The sequence below is a fragment of the Acinetobacter sp. ANC 4636 genome, from assembly GCF_054454555.1.
The window spans coordinates 118,115-137,598 of the sequence record NZ_JBTKVD010000007.1 but is presented as its reverse complement, the minus strand read 5'-3'; the positions used below and the strand labels follow the sequence as shown (position 1 = coordinate 137,598).

Here is a 19,484-nt window from a genome sequence, read left to right as displayed (position 1 = left end):
GTGTGCTAGGTCTAGGAGGCATCCGAAAGCATATACCCAATATGTTGACCTAGTAACTTTTTGGGGATGCTGTGGGAGGCATAGAAATTGAGAAAAATAATTAAATCTACAGATGAATTACCATCAATCTTTAATATAGATAAATACTCAGATATGGATAAATTATCAGCATTTGATTGGTTTTTCCTATTCCAAACTCGTTTTTTATTACATGACTTACTTGAAAATGGATTATCTACTTCATTTATTCCAAAAAATGAATTATCAGAAGATGAGGAAGATGAGGCAATTTCTCAAATTATCAAAACTCATCTTGAGAATCCTTTAAGCCTAGATTTAGTTGTTAATTACACCAAACATAATGGTAAAAATATTGTTATTGATGTTTCTACGTCTGACCACTATTCATTTATGAGAAAGAATTTACCAGTATCAGAACTTTATGAAGATGAATTTAGTAAAATGCAGAATTTTGTTGAATATACAGGGGGGAAATTTAAAGAATGGAATGATGAAAAACCTTATAGACCAGTAGCGGACGTTATCAACTCATCAATAGGTATTAATGTATGCTTGACTGATTACCCTATAACAATTAACCCATTCTATCCCGATGATGTAATTATTAAAGAATTGCAAAAATTACTAATTAAAATTAGAGAAAAAATAGGCTTTGATAAAAAAAATAAAGCTATCTCGCAAAAGGATTTATTGAATTGGGCATCTTACAAGTTACTTCCATATTTTGATCTAAAATTATTTGAATTATATGAGGGAGTGAAAATTACTAACGCTGTTATTTGTTCCACACTTTACCCTAAGGGAGAGTATGGAGAGGATAATTTACGAAAAAGTGTTGAGCCTATTAGAAAAAAAATTCTTGAGCAAACTACTTTTAATGGTAGTGATGAAATTTCTGAAATTTCCATAATTGATGCTTTAGCATATTTAGCTTATAGCGAGTTTGATAAAATCGGAAAAATTTTTGATCAATAGTTTCCGTAAAAATTTAGCCTTAAATTATTCAGGATTTAAACAGAGCAGACCAATTCCTTCAAATCAATAAAAATCAAAAACATACTAAGCCCCATATACCAATGTATGAGGGCTTATAAATGCAACCTATCCGAATTACATACAATCAAGCATGTGAACTTTTAAGCATTAAACGTGATGCTTTGCGCCAACTTGTGCAAAAAGACCCTGCTTTTCCGAAGCCTTACAAACAAGGCTCAAATCGTCAAAGTCCTGTGTATTGGCGCTTATGATTAGCGGTACAGCGCGAGCCTTTGCGCTAGTGGGTGGCTCGATATTTGGCTTGCCTTCTAAGCTTACAGGCGTTGCAGCAGCGATGCTTCAGATTGGTGGACTAGCCAAGTGGCTCACTGGGGTTACAGCAGCACTGGGGGTAGGCTACGGAATTGGCACGGGAATACGTGAAGCCTACATGCACACAGAGACCGGGCAAAAGTTTGATGGTTGGCTAGGCGAAACGATTGCCAAGCGTTTGGCAGCGTTTGGATATGGTCCAGCAGTAGACGCGGTTGCAGCCAATGAGAAGTATGGAAAAGCAGCCCCTGTTGCCACACGACACTCTCAACCAATTCAAGTGCATACCACTATTAACCTGGATACCAAGCCAATCGCTCAAGCAGTCACCAAGTATCAAACCAACGGTGTAATGCGCCTACCAGCAAGTACAGGCGTTAACCCATACCTAACCATGCCTTTCCCATCGTCTTTTTAACGATAGGCGGCGGTTAAGTTAATAAGGTTATATTTGAGTCCCATAAAAATGGGGCTCAACTTAATACCTGAACCACAAATTTATGGAGCAGCTTAGCGCAAAATTGCGCTGTCCCAGGCTGAAAATGTTGATTTGCGAAACAACCCTATGAAAGAGAGAAATTAGCAAAAATAACGCCGTTTTCCTTTGAAACCTGATTTTGCGAAACTCACCCTATGAAAGCGTGTTTTAGCCTAGTAATTGCCATTTGTGAAACAATCCTATGAAAGACAGTTTTTGACCAAAACATGACGCAAATTTGCTTCATGTCTAATTTTGAGAAAACAACCCCATGAAAGAGGCGTTTCCATGCGTACCAAGCTGCGTACTTGGCAGTGCGTACCAATCCTAAAACATGCTTTTGGGTGTGCACATCACTGCGCACATGAAACCGTTATTTTTCGTAATCTTTCTATCTGCATTCTTTCTGAATTTTCAGAGTCCATAAAAAAGCACAGCGAAAAATTTCGTTCAGTTATAACCGCCCTCAATTTGAGGCTAGGAAATTACACAACAGACCGATGTTGTAATGATGCAGAATCAAGAAAATGCGCGCGCGAGACAGCGATAATTGCACATCCTCAAAATGAGGATATTGAATTGTTTAAATTTCAAACTACCCTTTTAGTGTAGTTATCACCAAACCATAACAATTGATAACAGCCGAATTTCGGATTTTAAATCCAGTAATGTTTTTAAATGATCAAAAAAAATATTGTTGCTTAAATCAGAAGGCAGAGAGAAAAGTTAAAAACAGCCTAACAGCAAGTAATTTGTATCCCAGTTTGTATCCCAAGCAATTACCACCCTAAACATATCTATTATATTCAATAACTTATAAGTCGAGTTCAATTGACCATAACATGACGTTATATAAGTAAATTAAGCTTAAATCTCAATGATTTAGGATTTTTTTATGCCTGTATATCACGTTATATGCAGTTTCTTATAGCTTGTAGTCTTGTATGGTGGCATGTATAAATTTTCGGTTTATTTTGCAATTTTTTTGACTTTATTTTGCACCAATTTTTAACACTCACATAAATCTTCATTCTTTTAGAGAGTATAAATAATAAACTACAATTGGCTAGGCTTTTTGTATCACTGTTTAACTTTCATGATCTATCTGTTGAAGAATAATATAAAGTTTATATCGTAGAAAATAGCCAAATAAATGACTACTTTTTTAACCGAGAAAAGATTTCTATTTCTAAAGAGTCTTTATTTCGCGGGGCTTCCCCATTGATTACGCTCAGGTTTGGTTTCACTTACCATCCAAATAAACAGTGGAATCAAACCAATAATGGTAAAAGCAATCAACATCCACCAGCCTGAACGGTCAACATCGTGTAAACGACGCACTCCAACGGCAAGCGCTGGCAAAAAGAAAAATAAGTTTAAAAGCCCTGTAAAAATATTCATCTGGCTTTCACTGAGCCCAATAATCGCCAAAATCAGCCCTAAAATAAAACCCAATAAAATCTGGAATAGATAAAAATACCAGTATTCCTTACGTCGAGCACGACCTGAGAAATTGGTATAATTTTTTAAGCATTTCATTGCCCAATCAAAAAAACCATAATTTTGTTCTTCTTGTAACTGTGCATTGCCTTCCTGAAATACAGGTGACTGTTGAAATGGCGTTCCAAGTGTTGCCAAATAAACTCCCACAGCTTGACCAAGTTCATTGACCAAAAAATCAACCTGCTGCCCTCGAACAGGGGCGATCTGTTCTTTCCATTCTGCACCAATAAAACTATAGCGTTTATTATCCTCACCGTTTATTATGCCTTCATTATATTGAATGCTAAAATCGAGCAACGTACCTTTCATATTTATACTCTCTGTCTATTGAGATCGTTATGGTTAGTTAAATGAAGTATGTACACAAAAAATATATAGTTTTTCTATCCAATCCATTTAAAACAATATGTTACAGGATGGCTAGTCTTTTTCTTTTTGGTTGAGTTTGAATGCTCTTTTATCACAAACAAATCTCATCTATTTAATGTATCAATGTATGACTTTTCAATCAATCACACAGCAAATCTAGAAATATTCGATTTTATATAAAATCGTTTAGGCAAGGCTGATTGTTTTTTTATAAAAAAAACTTAATAAAATCTATATATAAAACAGTTAAATACTTTCAAGTTATGATTTATCTATTATAAAAATAAGCCCTTAAAATGATTATTTCCTTTTCAGGTTTTTCTGGTTTATTTGCATTAGGTTACATTTTCTTGATTAAAAATTCCTAGAAATTTGCTTTAATTATCGCCGACATTTTCTAGAGGGTCATCTGCTATGAAAAAAATTTTCCCAAAAAACCAAGATACTTTTTTGAAAGTAGGTCTGGTCAGTATGATTATCTTGAGCATCAGTACAGCTTTATTTTTAAAAGACTATTATGACCACAGCTTTTTAGCTTTTTTGGTTCTGATGATTTTTCCTTTTCTCTATATGAAATGTGTGACGACAATTGCCAACAAAATTTATGAAAGCGATCCACTTGGATCATTTTAACTCCCATTAGAATGTTGATCTATGAGAGAGGATAATCTACTTATAGATCAAAGTTTTATAACTCTACTTTTAAGCATCCGACTAGACAGTTAAAAATCAGCCCCCTATCCGACCCATTGCAATCAAATATTCCACCACTTTAGTCAGAGCAAAAATTGCCACCACAAATGACATAAATACGATAAGTGTTTCTATCAGACTGGTCGATTTTAAAGCATATCCAAACAGTAAATGACCCAGAAATCTTAGAATCAGGGACATATTGGCTATATGAATACGGTAAGTTTTTTGTCTAAAAAACACCCGCAATAGATCAAAAAATAGGATAGTGTGTCATACCAATAGAGTTTTCTTGAGTTCTAGAGGCTTTTATAATCGCGCAAACTTGAGTGTTTTTTAACACCTTGTCTCACATGAATTCAGCGCAAAAAATTCATGCCAAAGCTCACTCTTACCAGTGAGCTTTTCTCTATTTATATATCTGTCATTTTTAGCTGGTAATCTACTTTTGAACCTGCCGCCAATTGTACAGTTTCACTGGCAATCTGCCCACATTCTACACAGACAAAATGCTGCCAGTCGCCCTCAGCAATATCACCCAAACGCTTCGCTTTGTCTTGCCACGGATTCCAGACCACCACACTGGCACAGCGAGGTGCAGCAATCTGAATTGGCTGAGCATGTGCTTGTACAATTTGATAATGACCTGATGCTTTCGGATAAATTCGATCAGTTTCTTGTTGAAAGGTCACAGCATCTGCTTCACAAAAGCGCTGATTACTTTGTAATTGATCCATAAATTCAGCATTTTGCAAACCATGAATTTCAGTCTGCCGAATCTGATCAACCTGAAAATAACTATGCCAAGCAAAACTAAATTCAAAGGCCTGCAACCCGATATTTTCGACCTGTAAGTCCAGATTTAAAGATATCCCACAAGAAATTCGCAATTTCAAACGGAAGGCATGTGACCAGATTTTCCGCGTTTCAGGCGAGTCCTGTAAAATAAAATCAACATGGTGAATGGCTTGAGTTTCGTCATAACTCACGTTTTGCAATTCCCAAATCTGGTTACGAGCAAAACCGTGCGCAGGTTGTAGCCCTTGCGGATGCGCGCCAAACCACGGGAAACATAGCGGAATGCCGCCACGCAATGCTTTACCCACCTGTCCTGTATTGGCTTTAGATAACCAAAGCAGTGAGTTCGCGCGATGTTTTGGCTGATACTGTAAAATTTGCGCCCCCTGCAAGGCAATGCAAGCACGACAAGATGGACTATCAATTTCAAGGACATCCAAATCTGTGAATTGTTGATTCAACTTAAGTTTTTTTATCGTATGCATCTGATGATAACAATTTATTTTAAATCACGTTAAAGCTTAATTGATCTCTCCCGATTTGCAAACATCAGGCAGATATCTTTCTTTATAGGGTTAAGCTAGTATTTTTATTATCCCCCTACGATACGATGGTTTTGTTAATGAGCTACTTACTTGCACTCGATCAGGGAACAACCTCAAGCCGTGCGATTATTTTTGATGAACTTGGGCAAGTTCATGCCATCGCACAACGTGAAATTTCCATTCAGACACCCCACTCGGGCTGGGTCGAACAAGATGCCAATGAAATCTGGTCCACTCAAATTGCCGTGGTACAGCAAGCTTTGGCTTCAGCTCAGATTCTTGCTAAAGATATTCGGGCACTCGGTGTTACTAATCAACGCGAAACCACTGTAGTTTGGGACAAACGTACAGGTAGACCGCTCGCACCCGCATTAGTCTGGCAAGACCGCCGTGCTACTGCATGGTGTAACCAGTTAATTCAACAACAGTTATCTGAAAAAATTCACAAAAAAACCGGCCTTCAAATTGACCCGTATTTTAGTGCAGGCAAGCTAGTATGGTTATTAGAAAATGTTGATGGTTTACGCCAACTGGCACAGCAAGGGCATGTAGCATTTGGCACGATTGACAGCTGGCTGGTATGGAATCTGACCCAAGGTGCAGAACATGTGATTGAAGTCAGCAATGCATCACGCACCATGCTCATGAACCTCAGTCACCAAATCTGGGATGAAGAGCTAATTGAACTGTTTGATATTCCTGCCAGTGTTTTACCCAAAATTATCCATTCTGATGCCTATATTGCCGATACTGCACAAGGTCTACTCGGCAGCAATATCCCGATTGCAGGGATTTTAGGTGATCAGCAAGCTGCATTGTTTGGACAATCCTGTTTTGAAGCAGGGATGGCAAAAAACACCTATGGTACAGGCTGTTTTATGCTGTTCAATACAGGCAACCAACTGCAATACAGCCACAATCAGCTACTCAGCACACTGGGGTGGACCTGCAACAATAAAACTCACTATGCTCTCGAAGGCAGTGTATTTATGGCAGGTGCTATTGTGCAATGGCTACGTGATGGCTTGGGCATCATTAAAAGCAGCCAAGAAGTGGAAAAACTGGCATCTCAGGTCAAAGACACCGATGGCGTTGTGCTAGTACCTGCCTTTACAGGGTTGGGCGCGCCCTATTGGGACAGTGATGCACGTGCATTACTGTGTGGTATGTCGCGTGGCACCACCAAAGCCCACATCGCTCGCGCTGCCCTAGAAGCAATCGCCTTTCAAGTGGCTGATGTTTTTACAGCAATGCAATTGGATTTATCTCAACCCTTAAAAGAATTACGAGTTGATGGTGGTGCAAGTCAAAACGACATGCTGATGCAATTTCAGGCAGATATTCTCAATGTCCCTGTAATGCGCCCGAAAATGCGTGAAGCCACTGCATGGGGAGCAGCGGCTATGGCAGGCATGAAAATTGGCGTGTTTGCCCATGTCGGGGAAATTGCCCAGTCTTGGCAACTTGATCGTTGCTTTGAGCCAAAAATCTCAGTAGATCAGCGCCAGAGCCAGCTACAACAGTGGCATCGGGCCTTACAACGTGCACGTTCAGATTTAAATTAAAATAAAAGAAGCCAGTCGAATGACTGGCTTCTTTTAATGAGCATGCCCACCCTCGACATTGCCTTTAGCACGCGGGCTAAACCAAATCAAAATTGCCCCGACCAAAAAGACCAAGGTAAAAATTAAAAATACATGATTGACCGAAATGGTTGAAGCTTCTTTATCGACTAAATTCGCAATGGTGCCCACAATGGTTGAATGACTCATACCACTGGCTTCAAGTGCTCGTACCGTTCCTTCCGGATGTAAGTTAGATACCATTTCACTACGGGCAATCTTGCTATGATCATCCCAAATGGTCACTGCTAATGAAGTTCCCAATGCACCTGCCATGGTTCGTACAAAGTTCATCAACCCTGCTGCCGATGCAATTTCTTGCGGTAACACTGAACCTAGTGCCAGATTAGACAATGGAATAAAGAAAAATGGGACAGCAAAACCCTGAATAATCTGTGGTAATGCCAGTGCCATAAAGTCCGCTTCATTGTTCCAGAAAGCCCGCAGCAAGGTTACGCCACTCATCAGCACAAAACCAAAGGATGCCAGTAGTCGCGCATCAAACTTGCTGGCAAGTTTTGCCACAATCGGCGACATGGTCAAACTCCCAAAGCCCATCATTGCGGTCAGATAACCTGCCCACGTGGCGTTATAACCCATGTTGCTTTGTAGCCACTGCGGAATAATCACAATACTGCCAAAGAAAGCGGCAAAACCAAACGCCAGTGTCAAGGTTGCAATTGAAAAACCCCGATGCCTGAAAATCCGAATATCCACTACAGGGTGCTTATCGGTATATTCCCAGATCAGGAACACCACAAAACCAATCGCTGCGATCAATCCCAACACCACAATCATGCCGTTATTGAACCAGTCACGGTCATGCCCCAGATCGAGCATCAACTGTAAGGCAGCAATCCAAAGAATCAGTAATCCCAAGCCCATCCCATCTATTTTTAACTGTGTCGTTGGGGTTTCCGCAGGTTTGAGTATTCGAATCGCAGCAAGTGCACAAATAATCCCGACAGGTAAATTAATAAAGAAAATCCAGTGCCATGTCAGATTGTCACTGATCCAGCCCCCTAAAATTGGCCCCAAAATCGGCCCCACCACGGTGGTCATTGCCCATAGCCCCATGGCTTGGGCATGCTTTTCAGGTGGGAAAATACGCATCAGCAAAGCTTGGCTAATTGGCATGAGCGGGCCGCCAAACAGCCCCTGCCCAATTCGGCAAAACACCAGCATTTCAAGACTGTTGGACAAACCACACAGTAAGGAAAATACGGTAAACCCGATCAGACAAGCAACGAAAATCCGTACCGAGCCAAAACGCCCAGCCAGCCAGCCTGTTAACGGCACGCAGATTGCTTCAGCAACTGCATAGGACGTAATCACCCATGTGCCTTGCGAGGTTGAAATTGCCAAGTCACCACTAATATGGGTGACTGAGACATTGGCAATGGTGGTATCAAGCACCACCATAAAGTTTGACAGCGCGATTACAAATGCTGCCAGCAGTAATCGCCCTCCTGTCAACTCAGCAAAAGGAGTGGCATTTTTCATAAGCAATTACTTCGCACTGAGGTCAACATCAGCATTCATCGACAAACCGACACGTAGTGGATGCGCGGCTAGTTCTTTTGGATCAAGTGCAATACGTACAGGTAAACGCTGTACCACCTTAATCCAGTTACCTGTCGCATTCTGCGCAGGAATCAAGGCAAATGCTGAACCCGTTCCACCCGAAAAGCCCATGACTTTGCCATGATAGACCACACTTTTTCCATACAAGTCAGAGGTAAGCGTTGCGGTTTGCCCGATACGGACTTTGGCAAGCTGACTTTCTTTAAAGTTGGCATCAACATACAGCTGTGAAATAGGCACGACACTCATCAGCACAGTGCCTGGTGCAACCCGCTGCCCGACCTGAATATTACGGCTGGTCACCACACCATCGACTGGTGCACGGATCAACGTGCGTTCCAAGTCAAGCAATGCCTGTTGGACTTGGGCTTGTGCAGTCAAAATATCAGGTGCGGTGTTTTCACTTGCCCCCGTAATCAAGGCTTCATTGGCAGCTAAGTTACTTTGTGCCGCTTTACGACTTGATTCGGCTTGTGACACCGCTGCTTTGGCAACATTTAACGCTGCCAGTGCAGTTTTTGCTGCACTTTGTGACGATGTCAGTTCTTCTTTGGAAATTGCACCTGTTTGCTCAAGTGCCTGACGACGAGCTAACTCTTGACGTGCATTGTCATAATCTGCCTGTGCTTTGACAACCTGTGCCTGCGCACTGCTAATGCTGTCACTACTCACAAAAATTTGTGAATTTAACGAGCTGCTGTTGGCTTGGGTCTGATGGTATTGACGTTTGGCTTTTGCCAATGCCGCTTCTGCCTGTGCGAGTGCAATTTTGGCATCACGCTGATCGACCTGTACCAAAATATCGCCTTTATGCACTTGTTGGGTATCTTGTACCAAAACCTGTGAGACTTGCCCTGTCACCATTGAGGTGATTTCAGCCGTATCAGCGCCTACATAGGCATTGTCGGTATTAACCGTATTATTGAAAAAAATGGCCCAAATTGCATAAAGTACCGCTGCAATAACCAATATGAGTGCCAAAAAGCCAAGCATTTTTTTGCGTTTGGCTTTCATGGCTGGTTCAGAATTTGACTCTGGCGGTTGGGTCTCGGGTGTATTATTGGAGACATCTGTCATCACATATTCCTAAATTAACTCAAACTGTGATCAGAACACCTCAAATACATCTCAGCTGTGCACAGGCTTCGCCAATCGGCTCAGGAAATGTATTTGAACTATACCCAGTCTTGATTTTTTGAATCGTTTGCTTCGTTATATCGGGTAAAAATCACATTTTGATTATAAAAATACAAGATTGTTTTTTTCGTAAAAACGTGTACAAAGTGCAACAGAACACCTTATTTTAGGAGGTTTCTAATACCTAAAAACACAATCTAAAGTTTTAATATTAATCAATATTTATTAATATTCATCTATTTAGTAAGCATAAGAAGCGATTGCTACCGCTATAGTGACTGAACAGTCATTTTGCATAGACATTCTCATTGTACAACTTTTTTTGCCCATTCTTAAGACTTCTGCATGAGCAATAAATGCTTGCCCACGACCAGGTGCCAGATAATCCACCCTCAAATCCAGTGTTGCCAGACGTTCGATCTGTTTAAGTACCTGTTCTCGATGCTGAATATCGGCACGCTTATATAATTCTGCCATTGCCACCACACCGCCAAGGCTATCGAGTAAGGTGGCCGCCACACCGCCATGTAAAATTTCATAAGCCACATTGCCAATCAGGTTTGGCTGCATATTCAAATGCCCTTGAATCTGATCATCCACCACCCGCATGCAAATCCCGTTATGTTGTAAAAAAGGCGAATGGTTAAAGGCATCACACAATTGCTGCAAGACTGCAGAGAGCTGATTTTCAGATGAAATATCCAGTTGCCCTGTCCATGTTTTTTTTGCTTGACCCATGCTGAGTTATTCCTTGAATGATGATATGTTCTTGTACAAACGCCTCATTATAGGGCTACAATAGCCCCCAAGTTTAATACTGAACATCGAGATTGTTATGACTTATACGTTCAATCGCCCTGCATTTCCTGCCACCCGTATGCGCCGTATCCGTAAGAATGATCAACTTCGAGCGATGGTCAGTGAGACTCAAATTACCCCACACCACCTGATTTACCCTGTATTTGTACTGCCAGGACAAAACCAGCGTGAAGACATTCCAAGTATGCCAAACATTCAGCGTTTGTCAGCTGATTTGCTGTTGAAAAAAGCGGAAAGCCTTTTAGAGCTTGGAGTGTCTAAACTGGCGCTGTTCCCTGTTACACCACAAGAAGACAAAAGCCTGACTGCTGAAGCCGCGTGGCGTGAAGATGGTGTGGTTCAAAACACCTGCCGTTTACTCAAAAAAGAATTACCAGAAATGGTGCTGATTACTGACGGCGCACTTGACCCTTATACCACGCATGGTCAGGACGGCATTATTGATGAAAACGGTTATGTCTTAAATGATGAAACCGTAGAATGCCTGATTAAACAGGCACTCAGCCACGCTGAAGCAGGTGCTGATGTGATTGCACCGAGTGACATGATGGACGGACGTATTGGCGCGATTCGTCAGGCACTCGAACAAAATAACTTCATTTATACCAATATCATGGCGTACTCTGCAAAATACGCCTCAAGTTTTTATGGCCCATTTCGCGATGCTGTGGGTTCATCAAGCAACTTAAAAGGTGGCAACAAATACACGTACCAAATGGATATCGGCAACCGCGCTGAAGCCTTGCATGAAATTGCTCTAGACTTGCAAGAAGGTGCAGACATGGTGATTGTCAAACCAGGTTTGCCATATCTAGATGTCGTGCGTGAAGTCAAAGATACCTTCGGTGTTCCGACCTTCGTGTATCAGGTGAGTGGTGAATATGCCATGCTTGCAGGCGCGATTCAAAATGGCTGGCTCAGTGACAATGTGATTCTAGAATCATTATTGTGCTGCCGCCGTGCAGGTGCAGACGGGATCTGGACATACTTTGCCGATGTCGCTGCGCAAAAACTCAAAGAAATGCAATAATTCGTTTTCCTAGATAGATCGAGCGCACGATGCAGATTGCCATCATTGGGGCGGGTGTAAGTGGTTTACTCTCAGCCTTTGAACTGATTCAACACGGCTGTTCCGTCACGATTTTTGACCAGCAACATGCAGGCAAAGCAGCTTCATGGGCAGGCGGTGGGATTTTGTCGCCGATGTACCCGTGGCGCTACCCTGCTGCGGTCAACCAGCTGGCTCAATATGGCAAGGCGCTTTATCAGGAATACAATGAACAGTTGTATCCCATCACCCAGATTGATTTTCAGATTCAGCATACAGGTATGCTGATTTTTGACCCTGAAGATTTTGCCATTGGGCAAAGCTATGCGCAACGCTATCAGGAACCGATGCAATACGCAGAACTGCTACAGGGACAACACTTACATCAGGTCAACCCACGTGTCTCGGAACAGTTTCAGCAGGCATTGTATTTTCCGCACCTGTCCAATGTGCGAAACCCACGGCTGTTGCAGTCTTTAATTGCTTATTTAAAACAGCAACATCAAATCAAATTTGTGGAAAACTGTGCAATTCAAAAATTACAGATTCAAAATCAGAAAGTCACAGCAATTCACACTGAAAATGGCGAAAAATTTGTAGCTGATCAGGTGGTACTTGCCACAGGTGCGTGGAGTCAAACTTGGGCTGAGCCACTCAATTTAAGCATTCCAGTCAAACCTGTACATGGACAAATGGCACTGTTTAAAACACCAGAAAACTGGTTGCCGACCATGTGTATGAATAAGGTCATGTACCTGATTCCACGGCGTGATGGACATATTGTCTGTGGTTCAAGCATGAATGATTTTGGTTTTGACAACACACCAAAAGCCCATATTCAGCAAAATATTGTCGATGCGGTATTTGAAATGGTGCCAGAACTGGCACAGTTTCCACTGGTCGATCAATGGGCAGGCTTACGCCCAAGTTCCCCAGACGGCGTGCCTTACATCGGGCAAATGCCAGAGGTCGACAACTTATGGGCCAACTTCGGACATTTCCGTAATGGTTTATGTATGGGACCTGCTTCTGCGCGCCTACTGCGTCAACTCATGTTGCAACAAAGCACTTTGGTCGATCCAGCAGCGTATTCGCCGCAGCGTCTCATACAAAATGCCCTCGCCTAATTACGCCAATAATTGCTGCAATGCCAAATCCAGAGTTGGATAATGAAAATGATAGCCTGCGTCAAGCAAAGCTTTGGGCTGGACAAACTGTCCATTTAAAATCAGTTGAGATTGCTCGCCCAGTAAAAGCTTAAAAGCAAAACTTGGGGCTGTCAGTAGTGGACGAACCTGCAAATATTTGGCAGCGCACTCGGCAAACTGCTGTTGGGTCGACTGTTCAGGTGCCACTACATTAAAAACGTGTGCCTGTGGCTGATGAGTGATTAGAAACTCAATCACACTGAGTACATCAGCAATATGCACCCATGCGACAGGCTGACGACCATGTCCGATTTTTCCAACCAGTTTCATTTTTATCGGTTGCAGCATCTGCGGTAAAATTCCACCATCTGCGGCAAAGACCACGCCTAAACGGATAATTTTAACCGTGTACTGCGCTTGATATGCTAAAGCGGCCTGTTCCCACTGCTGACAAAGTTCTGACATAAAAATGTCTTGGGGCTCAGTATTTTCATCGCAAATCTTTTGCCACTGTTGCTGTTCATCAATCCCGTAATAACCTACTGCTGAACCTGAAATCACCAGTTTTGGCTGATGCTTCTGGTGATTAAGCCACTGAAACAATTGTGTTGTAGTCTCAACCCGACTATAAATCAGTTGCTCTTTGCGCTCTGTACTCCAGCGCTGCTGACCAATATTTTCTCCCGCCAGATTAATCACATAGTCAATCATTTCATTATTGACCTGACTGAGTTTCTGAACCCAGCGCAGGTTATGGTGGTCTGACGTTCGATTTTTACGGCTCAGGGCAATCACCCGATAATCACGCTCTAACAAATACGGTAACAAATGCCCGCCAATAAAGCCCGAAGCACCTGTAATCAAAATAGTTGCAGCAGACATAGTATTTCCTTTATTCATTTTTATTAGATGAGATGCTCTAAAATATAGCATGCTTGCCAATATTTGATCACAAATTAGACCGCTTGAGTTTTTTTAAAGTTTTTTAGCTTTTCTTGTCAACCATTACTCAAACACTGACGTTATATAGGGTACAAGGTCTGTTGTTGACGTTTTTGCACGGCATCAGCGAAAACGTCTCTTCAGTTACCTGCCATCAACAATCTTTGCCTCGGGTAACTTCATAAAAATAACCCGTTGTACGAAGTATCTTAGACCAACGATTTATATCACTCGAATCGTTGGTCTTTTCTTTTTCAGAATATTTTTTCACTCGTTTTAAGCAATCTATTGAATATCACACCTATAAATTAATATGGGGTTAGCAATATCGAAACACAATATACCCAGAAAAAAATCAATAAAATAAAATAGATTCAATCAACCCAATTCAATTACCGTAAAAAAGTCACTTTCAATCTTGATGCGTATTCTGCAACTTGCATACAGCTTTATGCTACCTTATGGGCATTCATTCGCAGGACTTCCAACTTTATGAGCGTGCATTTTCTTCATACTTCAGACTGGCATTTGGGGCAATTCTTTTATAACCATTCTCGCCACTATGAACATGAACAATTTCTGGCATGGCTCATTCAACAAATCAAAGAAAAACAACCACATGCTCTGCTGATTGCAGGTGATATTTTCGATGTGATCAATCCGAGCTCACAGGCACAAAAACAACTCTATCAATTCCTTGCCGATGCACACGAGGCTGCACCACAGATGCAAACCCTGATGATTGCCGGCAATCATGATTCAGGTTATCGAATCGAACAGGTCGAACCATTACTGGAAAAATACCATGCAAAAGCTGTCGGTGTAATTCGCTGGAACGATGACAAAAGCTTAAATACTGAGCGCCTGATTTTGCCGATTTATGATGCCCAAAAAAATATTGTGGCGTGGTGTGTGGCACTGCCTTTTCTACGTTCTGCGGAAATTACAGGCCTGAACGATCAGACCAGCACCAGCCAATCCGCAATTGAATATCTACATCGTACCCTGATTGGCGAAGCACAAAAAAGAAAAACACCTGAACAGGCATTGATTGTCATGTCGCATGCACACATGCAAGGTGCAGAAACATCAGACTCGGAACGACCAATTATCATTGGTAATGAAGAAGCGCTGTCTACTGCATTATTTGATGGTGCAATTGATTATGTGGCACTGGGACATTTGCATAAACCGCAAAAAGTCGGACAAGCACATATTCGTTATAGCGGCTCGCCGATCCCCTTGTCTTTTAGCGAAATTCATTATAAGCATCAGGTAGTTGATGTCAGGATTGATCCCAAAAATCCTGAACAGCCGTGTACTTTTGACGCAATAGCCATTCCACGCAGCATCAACCTGATTGCCATTCGCGGCAGTCTCGATGAAGTCTTTACCCAGTTACAGGCTTTACCACACGGCGAAATTGAGGAGATTGAACAACGTGAATATGTGGATATTGAATACAGCACTGCCCAACCACCTGCTCTAAATTTGCGGCAACAGTTTGAAGATGCACTGCCAAAAAACCGTTATCGACTGGTCAAGATTTCCCGCCAGTATTTACCCAATGAACAGCAACAAGATCAGGCTTTAAACATAAGTCTAGAACCACCGACCCCTGAAAAACTATTTAGCAGCCTGTGGCAAAAACAAGGTTACGATGCCGATGACAGCGTACTCAAAGACTTTATGAGTTTGGTTGAACAAGCCCAACATGTACTTGATGATGAAACCTCTGCTTAAGGATTTGCCATGAAAATTTTATCTATTCGCATAAAAAATCTGGCATCTCTGGCAGGTGAACAGTGGATTGATTTTGAAAGTCAGCCATTGGCAAATGCAGGGCTGATCGCAATTACAGGCAAAACGGGCGCAGGCAAATCCACGATTTTGGATGCGATGTGCCTTGCCCTATTTAATAAAATTCCGCGCCTCAAAGAAAGCGACGGTAAACTTCGTGATGTCGACGGTTCAGAATTATTATCTAATTCACCTTTAACCGTGCTACGGCGAGGCGCGGGGCATGGTTTTGCTGAAGTGAGCTTTATTGCACCCGATCAGAAACGTTATTTGGCACGTTGGGAACTCAAGCGCGCCCGTGAAAACCCTACGGGCAAATTACAAAGCGTACAGCGCTCGCTAACTTGCCTGAGCGATGGTGTGGTGATTGCCGACAAAACCAAAGCCGTCGATGACAGTATCAAAAACATTACCCAGTTGTCGTTTGAACAATTTACCCGCGCGGTGTTGCTAGCCCAATCTGAAGTCACTGCTTTCTTAAAAGCCCGCGACAGTGAACGCGGTGAACTGCTCGAATATCTGACCAACTCGGCGATTTTTGCCAAAATCGGGCAATTGGCATTTGAAAAAACCCGTGACATTGCCAAGCAACGTAAAGAACTGGAAAATGTTTTAGGACATATTGAAATCTTGTCAGATGAAGCTGTGACTGAACTGACCGAGCAACTGCAACACAGCAATATGCAGTATGAAAAACTCAATACTGAGAAGATAAAACTTGAGCAATATCAGCGCTGGTTTACCCAGCAGCAGCAACTCGAACAGGATATACAACAACGCCAGCAACATCTGACTGAGCAGCAACAAAAATTTGATGCATTGGGTTCAAAACGCACGCAACTTAAACAATTGGAAACCTTTGCCTCAATTCGCCCGAGTGTGATTCAACAGCAAAAAACTCAGGCGGAACTGCATCAGTTACAACCGCAAATTCAAAGCTGCCAGCTAAAATTCAACGTTATTAAACACGGTTTTGAACAAGAAAAAACTGTGTTTGAAAATGTCGATCAACAATTTAAAGCTCAACATACGTTTGAACAAATACATCAGTCCAACCTTGAGAAAGTCCGAACCTATATTCAAGAGCGCGAATTTATTGGCAAGCAATTTGTTAAAGCCAAATCCACGCTAGAAAGTTTGCAACAAACTTTACAACCGTTATTACAACAACAGACTCAATTGCAAACGGACTGCGATCAGTTCAGCATGCAGCTTGAGCAAGGGTCACAACAGCTACAACAAACCGCACAATTTTCAAGTTTGGATCAAGGAGTGTCTGCACATATAGCACCACTACAACGCTTTATTCAGCATTTTCAAAGCTTCGAACAACAATTCGGTGAGTTTGCAACTGCACAAACAGATTTAAGTCAAAAACAACGACAGCTTGCTTCACTGCAACAGCAATTTGGTCATGAGCAAAATATTGATGCACAATTACGGCAGCTCCGTAGCCAGCATGAGAAAATATTTGCACAAAGCCATCAATTGGCTCTCATCAATACTCAATTTCAGCAATATGTTCAACTTCGCTTAGAACAAGATACTGTTCAAAAACAATCTACTGAACTCTCACAAAAGATTGAGCAAAGTACACAACAGGTTCAGCACACTGAACAGCAATATCAAACCCAAAAACTGGAACGAGAACAGTTACAACGCCTCTTGCAGCAGCAACGCCTGGTGCATACCGAAAATATTGAAAAGCTACGTGAGCAATTGATTGAAGGCGAAGCCTGCTTGGTCTGTGGCAGTACTCACCATCCGTTTAAAACAGATTTATCTGCACTTTCCAGTGAGCTGTTTAATTTACAGGAACAACAAGAACAACAAGCCATTCAACTGGAACAACAGCAATTGCAGGCTTGGCAACAGGCGCAGCAGATTCATGTACAACACAGTATGGCGCTCACGCAAAATCAAAGCCGCCTAAATGCTTTAACCGCTGATCTTGAAAAAACTCAGCAATCCATGAGTCAGGTCTGCACACAAGCTCAAATTGACCTTGATTTCAGCCAAGCCCCTGAGCTAACCCAGCAGAAGCTTTTACAAATCATTCAAACACTTCAACACGATAAGCAGCAGATCGAACAGTCGATCCAACAGCTAGACACTCTCCAAAAGCAGCAACGTGAGCTTGCCCAGCACATTCAGCAAACGTCACAGCAACTTTCGATTGTGCAGCAGTCTGAACAAAATATTCAGTATCTGCTCGATCTACTCACGACAGAGCAACGTGATGCATGGCAAAAACACCCTCTAAAGATTGCCAATCAAATGGTGCAGCAGCTCAACCAACGTAGTCAGCTTTTAAACCATATCGAAGTTTTGCAACATCAATTTGATACTCAAGCTCAGCGCTTACAGCAAAAAATACATGAAATTCATACCAAGCATGAGCAAATTCAACAAGCAGAAAAAGAGAAAGCAGAATGTGAGCGTAAAGGGCAAGAAAATAAAGAACTCGCGATCCAATTGATTTTTAAAATGACGCAAATGCAGATTGAAAAACCACATGAATGGTTGATTCAATATGATGAGCAACGTCAAAATCTACAGATTCAATTTAACCAAATTCGCCAAAGTTTCGAACAAGCCCGCGAAAAATTTGATCAGCAGCAACGGCAACTTGATCAGCTCAACATTCAGTTGCTTCAGGTGACGGCGCAACATCAGGCAGCAACCCTTGAAATCGAACAATGGCTAACACAACATGCAGAGTTTGATCAGCCGTTACTTTCTCAGCTACAACACATTTCGCCTGAAGAAGCCCAACAGATCCGCCGAGACGTTCAAGATGCCGAGCGTGGCTTGGCAGATGCTCAGGCGGCACTAAAAGCCATTCAAGAGCAATTACAACAACATTTGGGCCATCAGCCTGAAATTGGACTGGCTCAACTGCAAACCGAATTCACAGTATTGCTTGAATCCCTGCAACAAACCCAAGACATCCGCGACAACTTCAAACTTAAACTGGAACTACATCAGCGCAATCTAGAGAAACAACAAGAATTTTTCGAACAGATTCAGCAAATTCAGCAGCAGGAACATCGCTGGGGTAAAATTTCAGGTTTAATGGGAGATGCCAACGGCAAAAAATTCCGTGATCTGGCTCAGCAATACAATCTGGATATTTTACTTGAATATGCAAATCAACAACTGGCGATGCTGTCACAGCGTTACACGCTCAAGCGTCTGGAACACTCGCTTAGCCTCGCCATCATTGACCATGATATGGATGGCGAAGTACGTTCGGTTGCCTCACTGTCTGGTGGTGAATCCTTCCTCACTGCCCTTGCCTTGTCACTGGCGATTGCCAATATGGCATCAGGCTCCATGAAAATCGAATCACTGTTTATTGATGAAGGTTTTGGCACCTTAGATGCATCATCGCTACACATGGTGATGAATGCACTCGATCAATTGCAAAATCAGGGACGTAAAGTCGTACTGATCTCGCATATTCAGGACATGCATGAACGCATCCCTGTACAAATTCAAGTGCAGCCACTCGGTTCAGGAGCAAGTAAAATTGAAATTGTGGGCTAGACAATAGATCCGATGTGAATGGGAACCGTACGATGCCACAACAGCCCTCCTCCGCAAAGGCTATCGTCAAAATCGTGCGTCTCCCAAACAACGTGTTTTCAACGACTGGGAAACCCCAAT

At 42.1% G+C, this 19,484-nt stretch carries 15 protein-coding genes; 9 read left to right on the top strand and 6 right to left on the bottom strand.

All coding sequences use genetic code 11. The features are described from left to right. Positions 1–87 precede the first annotated feature (87 nt). The 3 genes from ACX1N5_RS09550 to ACX1N5_RS09540 all read left to right on the top strand — a co-directional run bounded on the left by ACX1N5_RS09550 (position 88) and on the right by ACX1N5_RS09540 (position 1,747). The gene (locus ACX1N5_RS09550) at positions 88–996 is read left to right on the top strand and encodes a DUF6387 family protein (RefSeq protein WP_458801659.1); all 909 of its coding nucleotides are present in this window, start codon (positions 88–90) and stop codon (positions 994–996) included. Between the two features lie 119 nt (positions 997–1,115). Continuing rightward, positions 1,116–1,268 carry a transcriptional regulator gene (locus ACX1N5_RS09545; RefSeq protein WP_458801660.1) on the top strand — a complete coding sequence of 51 codons (153 nt, stop codon included), beginning with the start codon at positions 1,116–1,118 and terminating at the stop codon, positions 1,266–1,268. Beyond that, positions 1,265–1,747, top strand: a complete 483-nt coding sequence (locus ACX1N5_RS09540; RefSeq protein ID WP_458801661.1) for a hypothetical protein — start codon at positions 1,265–1,267, stop codon at positions 1,745–1,747. The genes ACX1N5_RS09545 and ACX1N5_RS09540 overlap by 4 nt, the downstream gene beginning before the upstream one ends. 1,260 nt (positions 1,748–3,007) lie before the next feature. Here ACX1N5_RS09540 and ACX1N5_RS09535 read toward each other — a convergent pair. Next, a complete protein-coding gene (locus tag ACX1N5_RS09535; protein ID WP_004753915.1) occupies positions 3,008–3,619 on the bottom strand; it encodes a DUF805 domain-containing protein in 612 nt (203 codons plus the stop codon). A gap of 474 nt (positions 3,620–4,093) precedes the next feature. Here ACX1N5_RS09535 and ACX1N5_RS09530 point away from each other — a divergent pair, with 474 nt between their 5' ends. Then, the gene (locus ACX1N5_RS09530; protein WP_458801662.1) at positions 4,094–4,312 is read left to right on the top strand and encodes a hypothetical protein; all 219 of its coding nucleotides are present in this window, start codon (positions 4,094–4,096) and stop codon (positions 4,310–4,312) included. 473 nt (positions 4,313–4,785) lie between these two features. Here the strand turns inward: ACX1N5_RS09530 and ACX1N5_RS09525 are convergent, their stop codons facing one another. After that, positions 4,786–5,655 (bottom strand): D-hexose-6-phosphate mutarotase, encoded by an 870-nt coding sequence (locus tag ACX1N5_RS09525; RefSeq protein ID WP_458801663.1) that lies wholly within the window; start codon positions 5,653–5,655, stop codon positions 4,786–4,788. A gap of 137 nt (positions 5,656–5,792) precedes the next feature. Here ACX1N5_RS09525 and glpK point away from each other — a divergent pair, with 137 nt between their 5' ends. Then, on the top strand, positions 5,793–7,280 hold the full coding sequence (gene glpK / locus ACX1N5_RS09520; RefSeq protein WP_458801664.1) for a glycerol kinase GlpK: 1,488 nt from the start codon (positions 5,793–5,795) through the stop codon (positions 7,278–7,280). Positions 7,281–7,313: 33 nt separating this feature from the next. Here the strand turns inward: glpK and ACX1N5_RS09515 are convergent, their stop codons facing one another. The 3 genes from ACX1N5_RS09515 to ACX1N5_RS09505 all read right to left on the bottom strand — a co-directional run bounded on the left by ACX1N5_RS09515 (position 7,314) and on the right by ACX1N5_RS09505 (position 10,796). Further along, complete coding sequence (locus ACX1N5_RS09515; RefSeq protein WP_458801665.1) at positions 7,314–8,840, bottom strand: DHA2 family efflux MFS transporter permease subunit; 1,527 nt, start codon at positions 8,838–8,840, stop codon at positions 7,314–7,316. Between the two features lie 6 nt (positions 8,841–8,846). Further along, positions 8,847–9,998 (bottom strand): HlyD family efflux transporter periplasmic adaptor subunit, encoded by a 1,152-nt coding sequence (locus tag ACX1N5_RS09510; protein WP_458801667.1) that lies wholly within the window; start codon positions 9,996–9,998, stop codon positions 8,847–8,849. 300 nt (positions 9,999–10,298) lie between these two features. Continuing rightward, entirely contained in the window at positions 10,299–10,796 is a 498-nt protein-coding gene (locus ACX1N5_RS09505) for a thioesterase family protein (RefSeq protein ID WP_458801668.1), read from the bottom strand. A 97-nt stretch (positions 10,797–10,893) separates the two neighbouring features. On the opposite strand from ACX1N5_RS09505, the gene hemB reads away from it, so the two are divergent. Continuing rightward, positions 10,894–11,907: a porphobilinogen synthase gene (gene hemB / locus ACX1N5_RS09500; RefSeq protein ID WP_116727427.1), complete on the top strand. Its 1,014-nt coding sequence runs from the start codon at positions 10,894–10,896 to the stop codon at positions 11,905–11,907. Between the two features lie 29 nt (positions 11,908–11,936). Continuing rightward, on the top strand, positions 11,937–13,052 hold the full coding sequence (gene thiO, locus ACX1N5_RS09495; RefSeq protein WP_458801670.1) for a glycine oxidase ThiO: 1,116 nt from the start codon (positions 11,937–11,939) through the stop codon (positions 13,050–13,052). On the opposite strand, the gene ACX1N5_RS09490 is transcribed toward thiO, so the two are convergent. Next, a complete protein-coding gene (locus tag ACX1N5_RS09490; protein WP_458801672.1) occupies positions 13,053–13,955 on the bottom strand; it encodes a TIGR01777 family oxidoreductase in 903 nt (300 codons plus the stop codon). It abuts the gene before it with no gap. Positions 13,956–14,507: 552 nt separating this feature from the next. On the opposite strand from ACX1N5_RS09490, the gene ACX1N5_RS09485 reads away from it, so the two are divergent. Next, positions 14,508–15,758: an exonuclease SbcCD subunit D C-terminal domain-containing protein gene (locus ACX1N5_RS09485; protein WP_458801674.1), complete on the top strand. Its 1,251-nt coding sequence runs from the start codon at positions 14,508–14,510 to the stop codon at positions 15,756–15,758. A 9-nt stretch (positions 15,759–15,767) separates the two neighbouring features. Next, entirely contained in the window at positions 15,768–19,364 is a 3,597-nt protein-coding gene (locus ACX1N5_RS09480) for an AAA family ATPase (protein WP_458801676.1), read from the top strand. Positions 19,365–19,484: the final 120 nt, after the last annotated feature.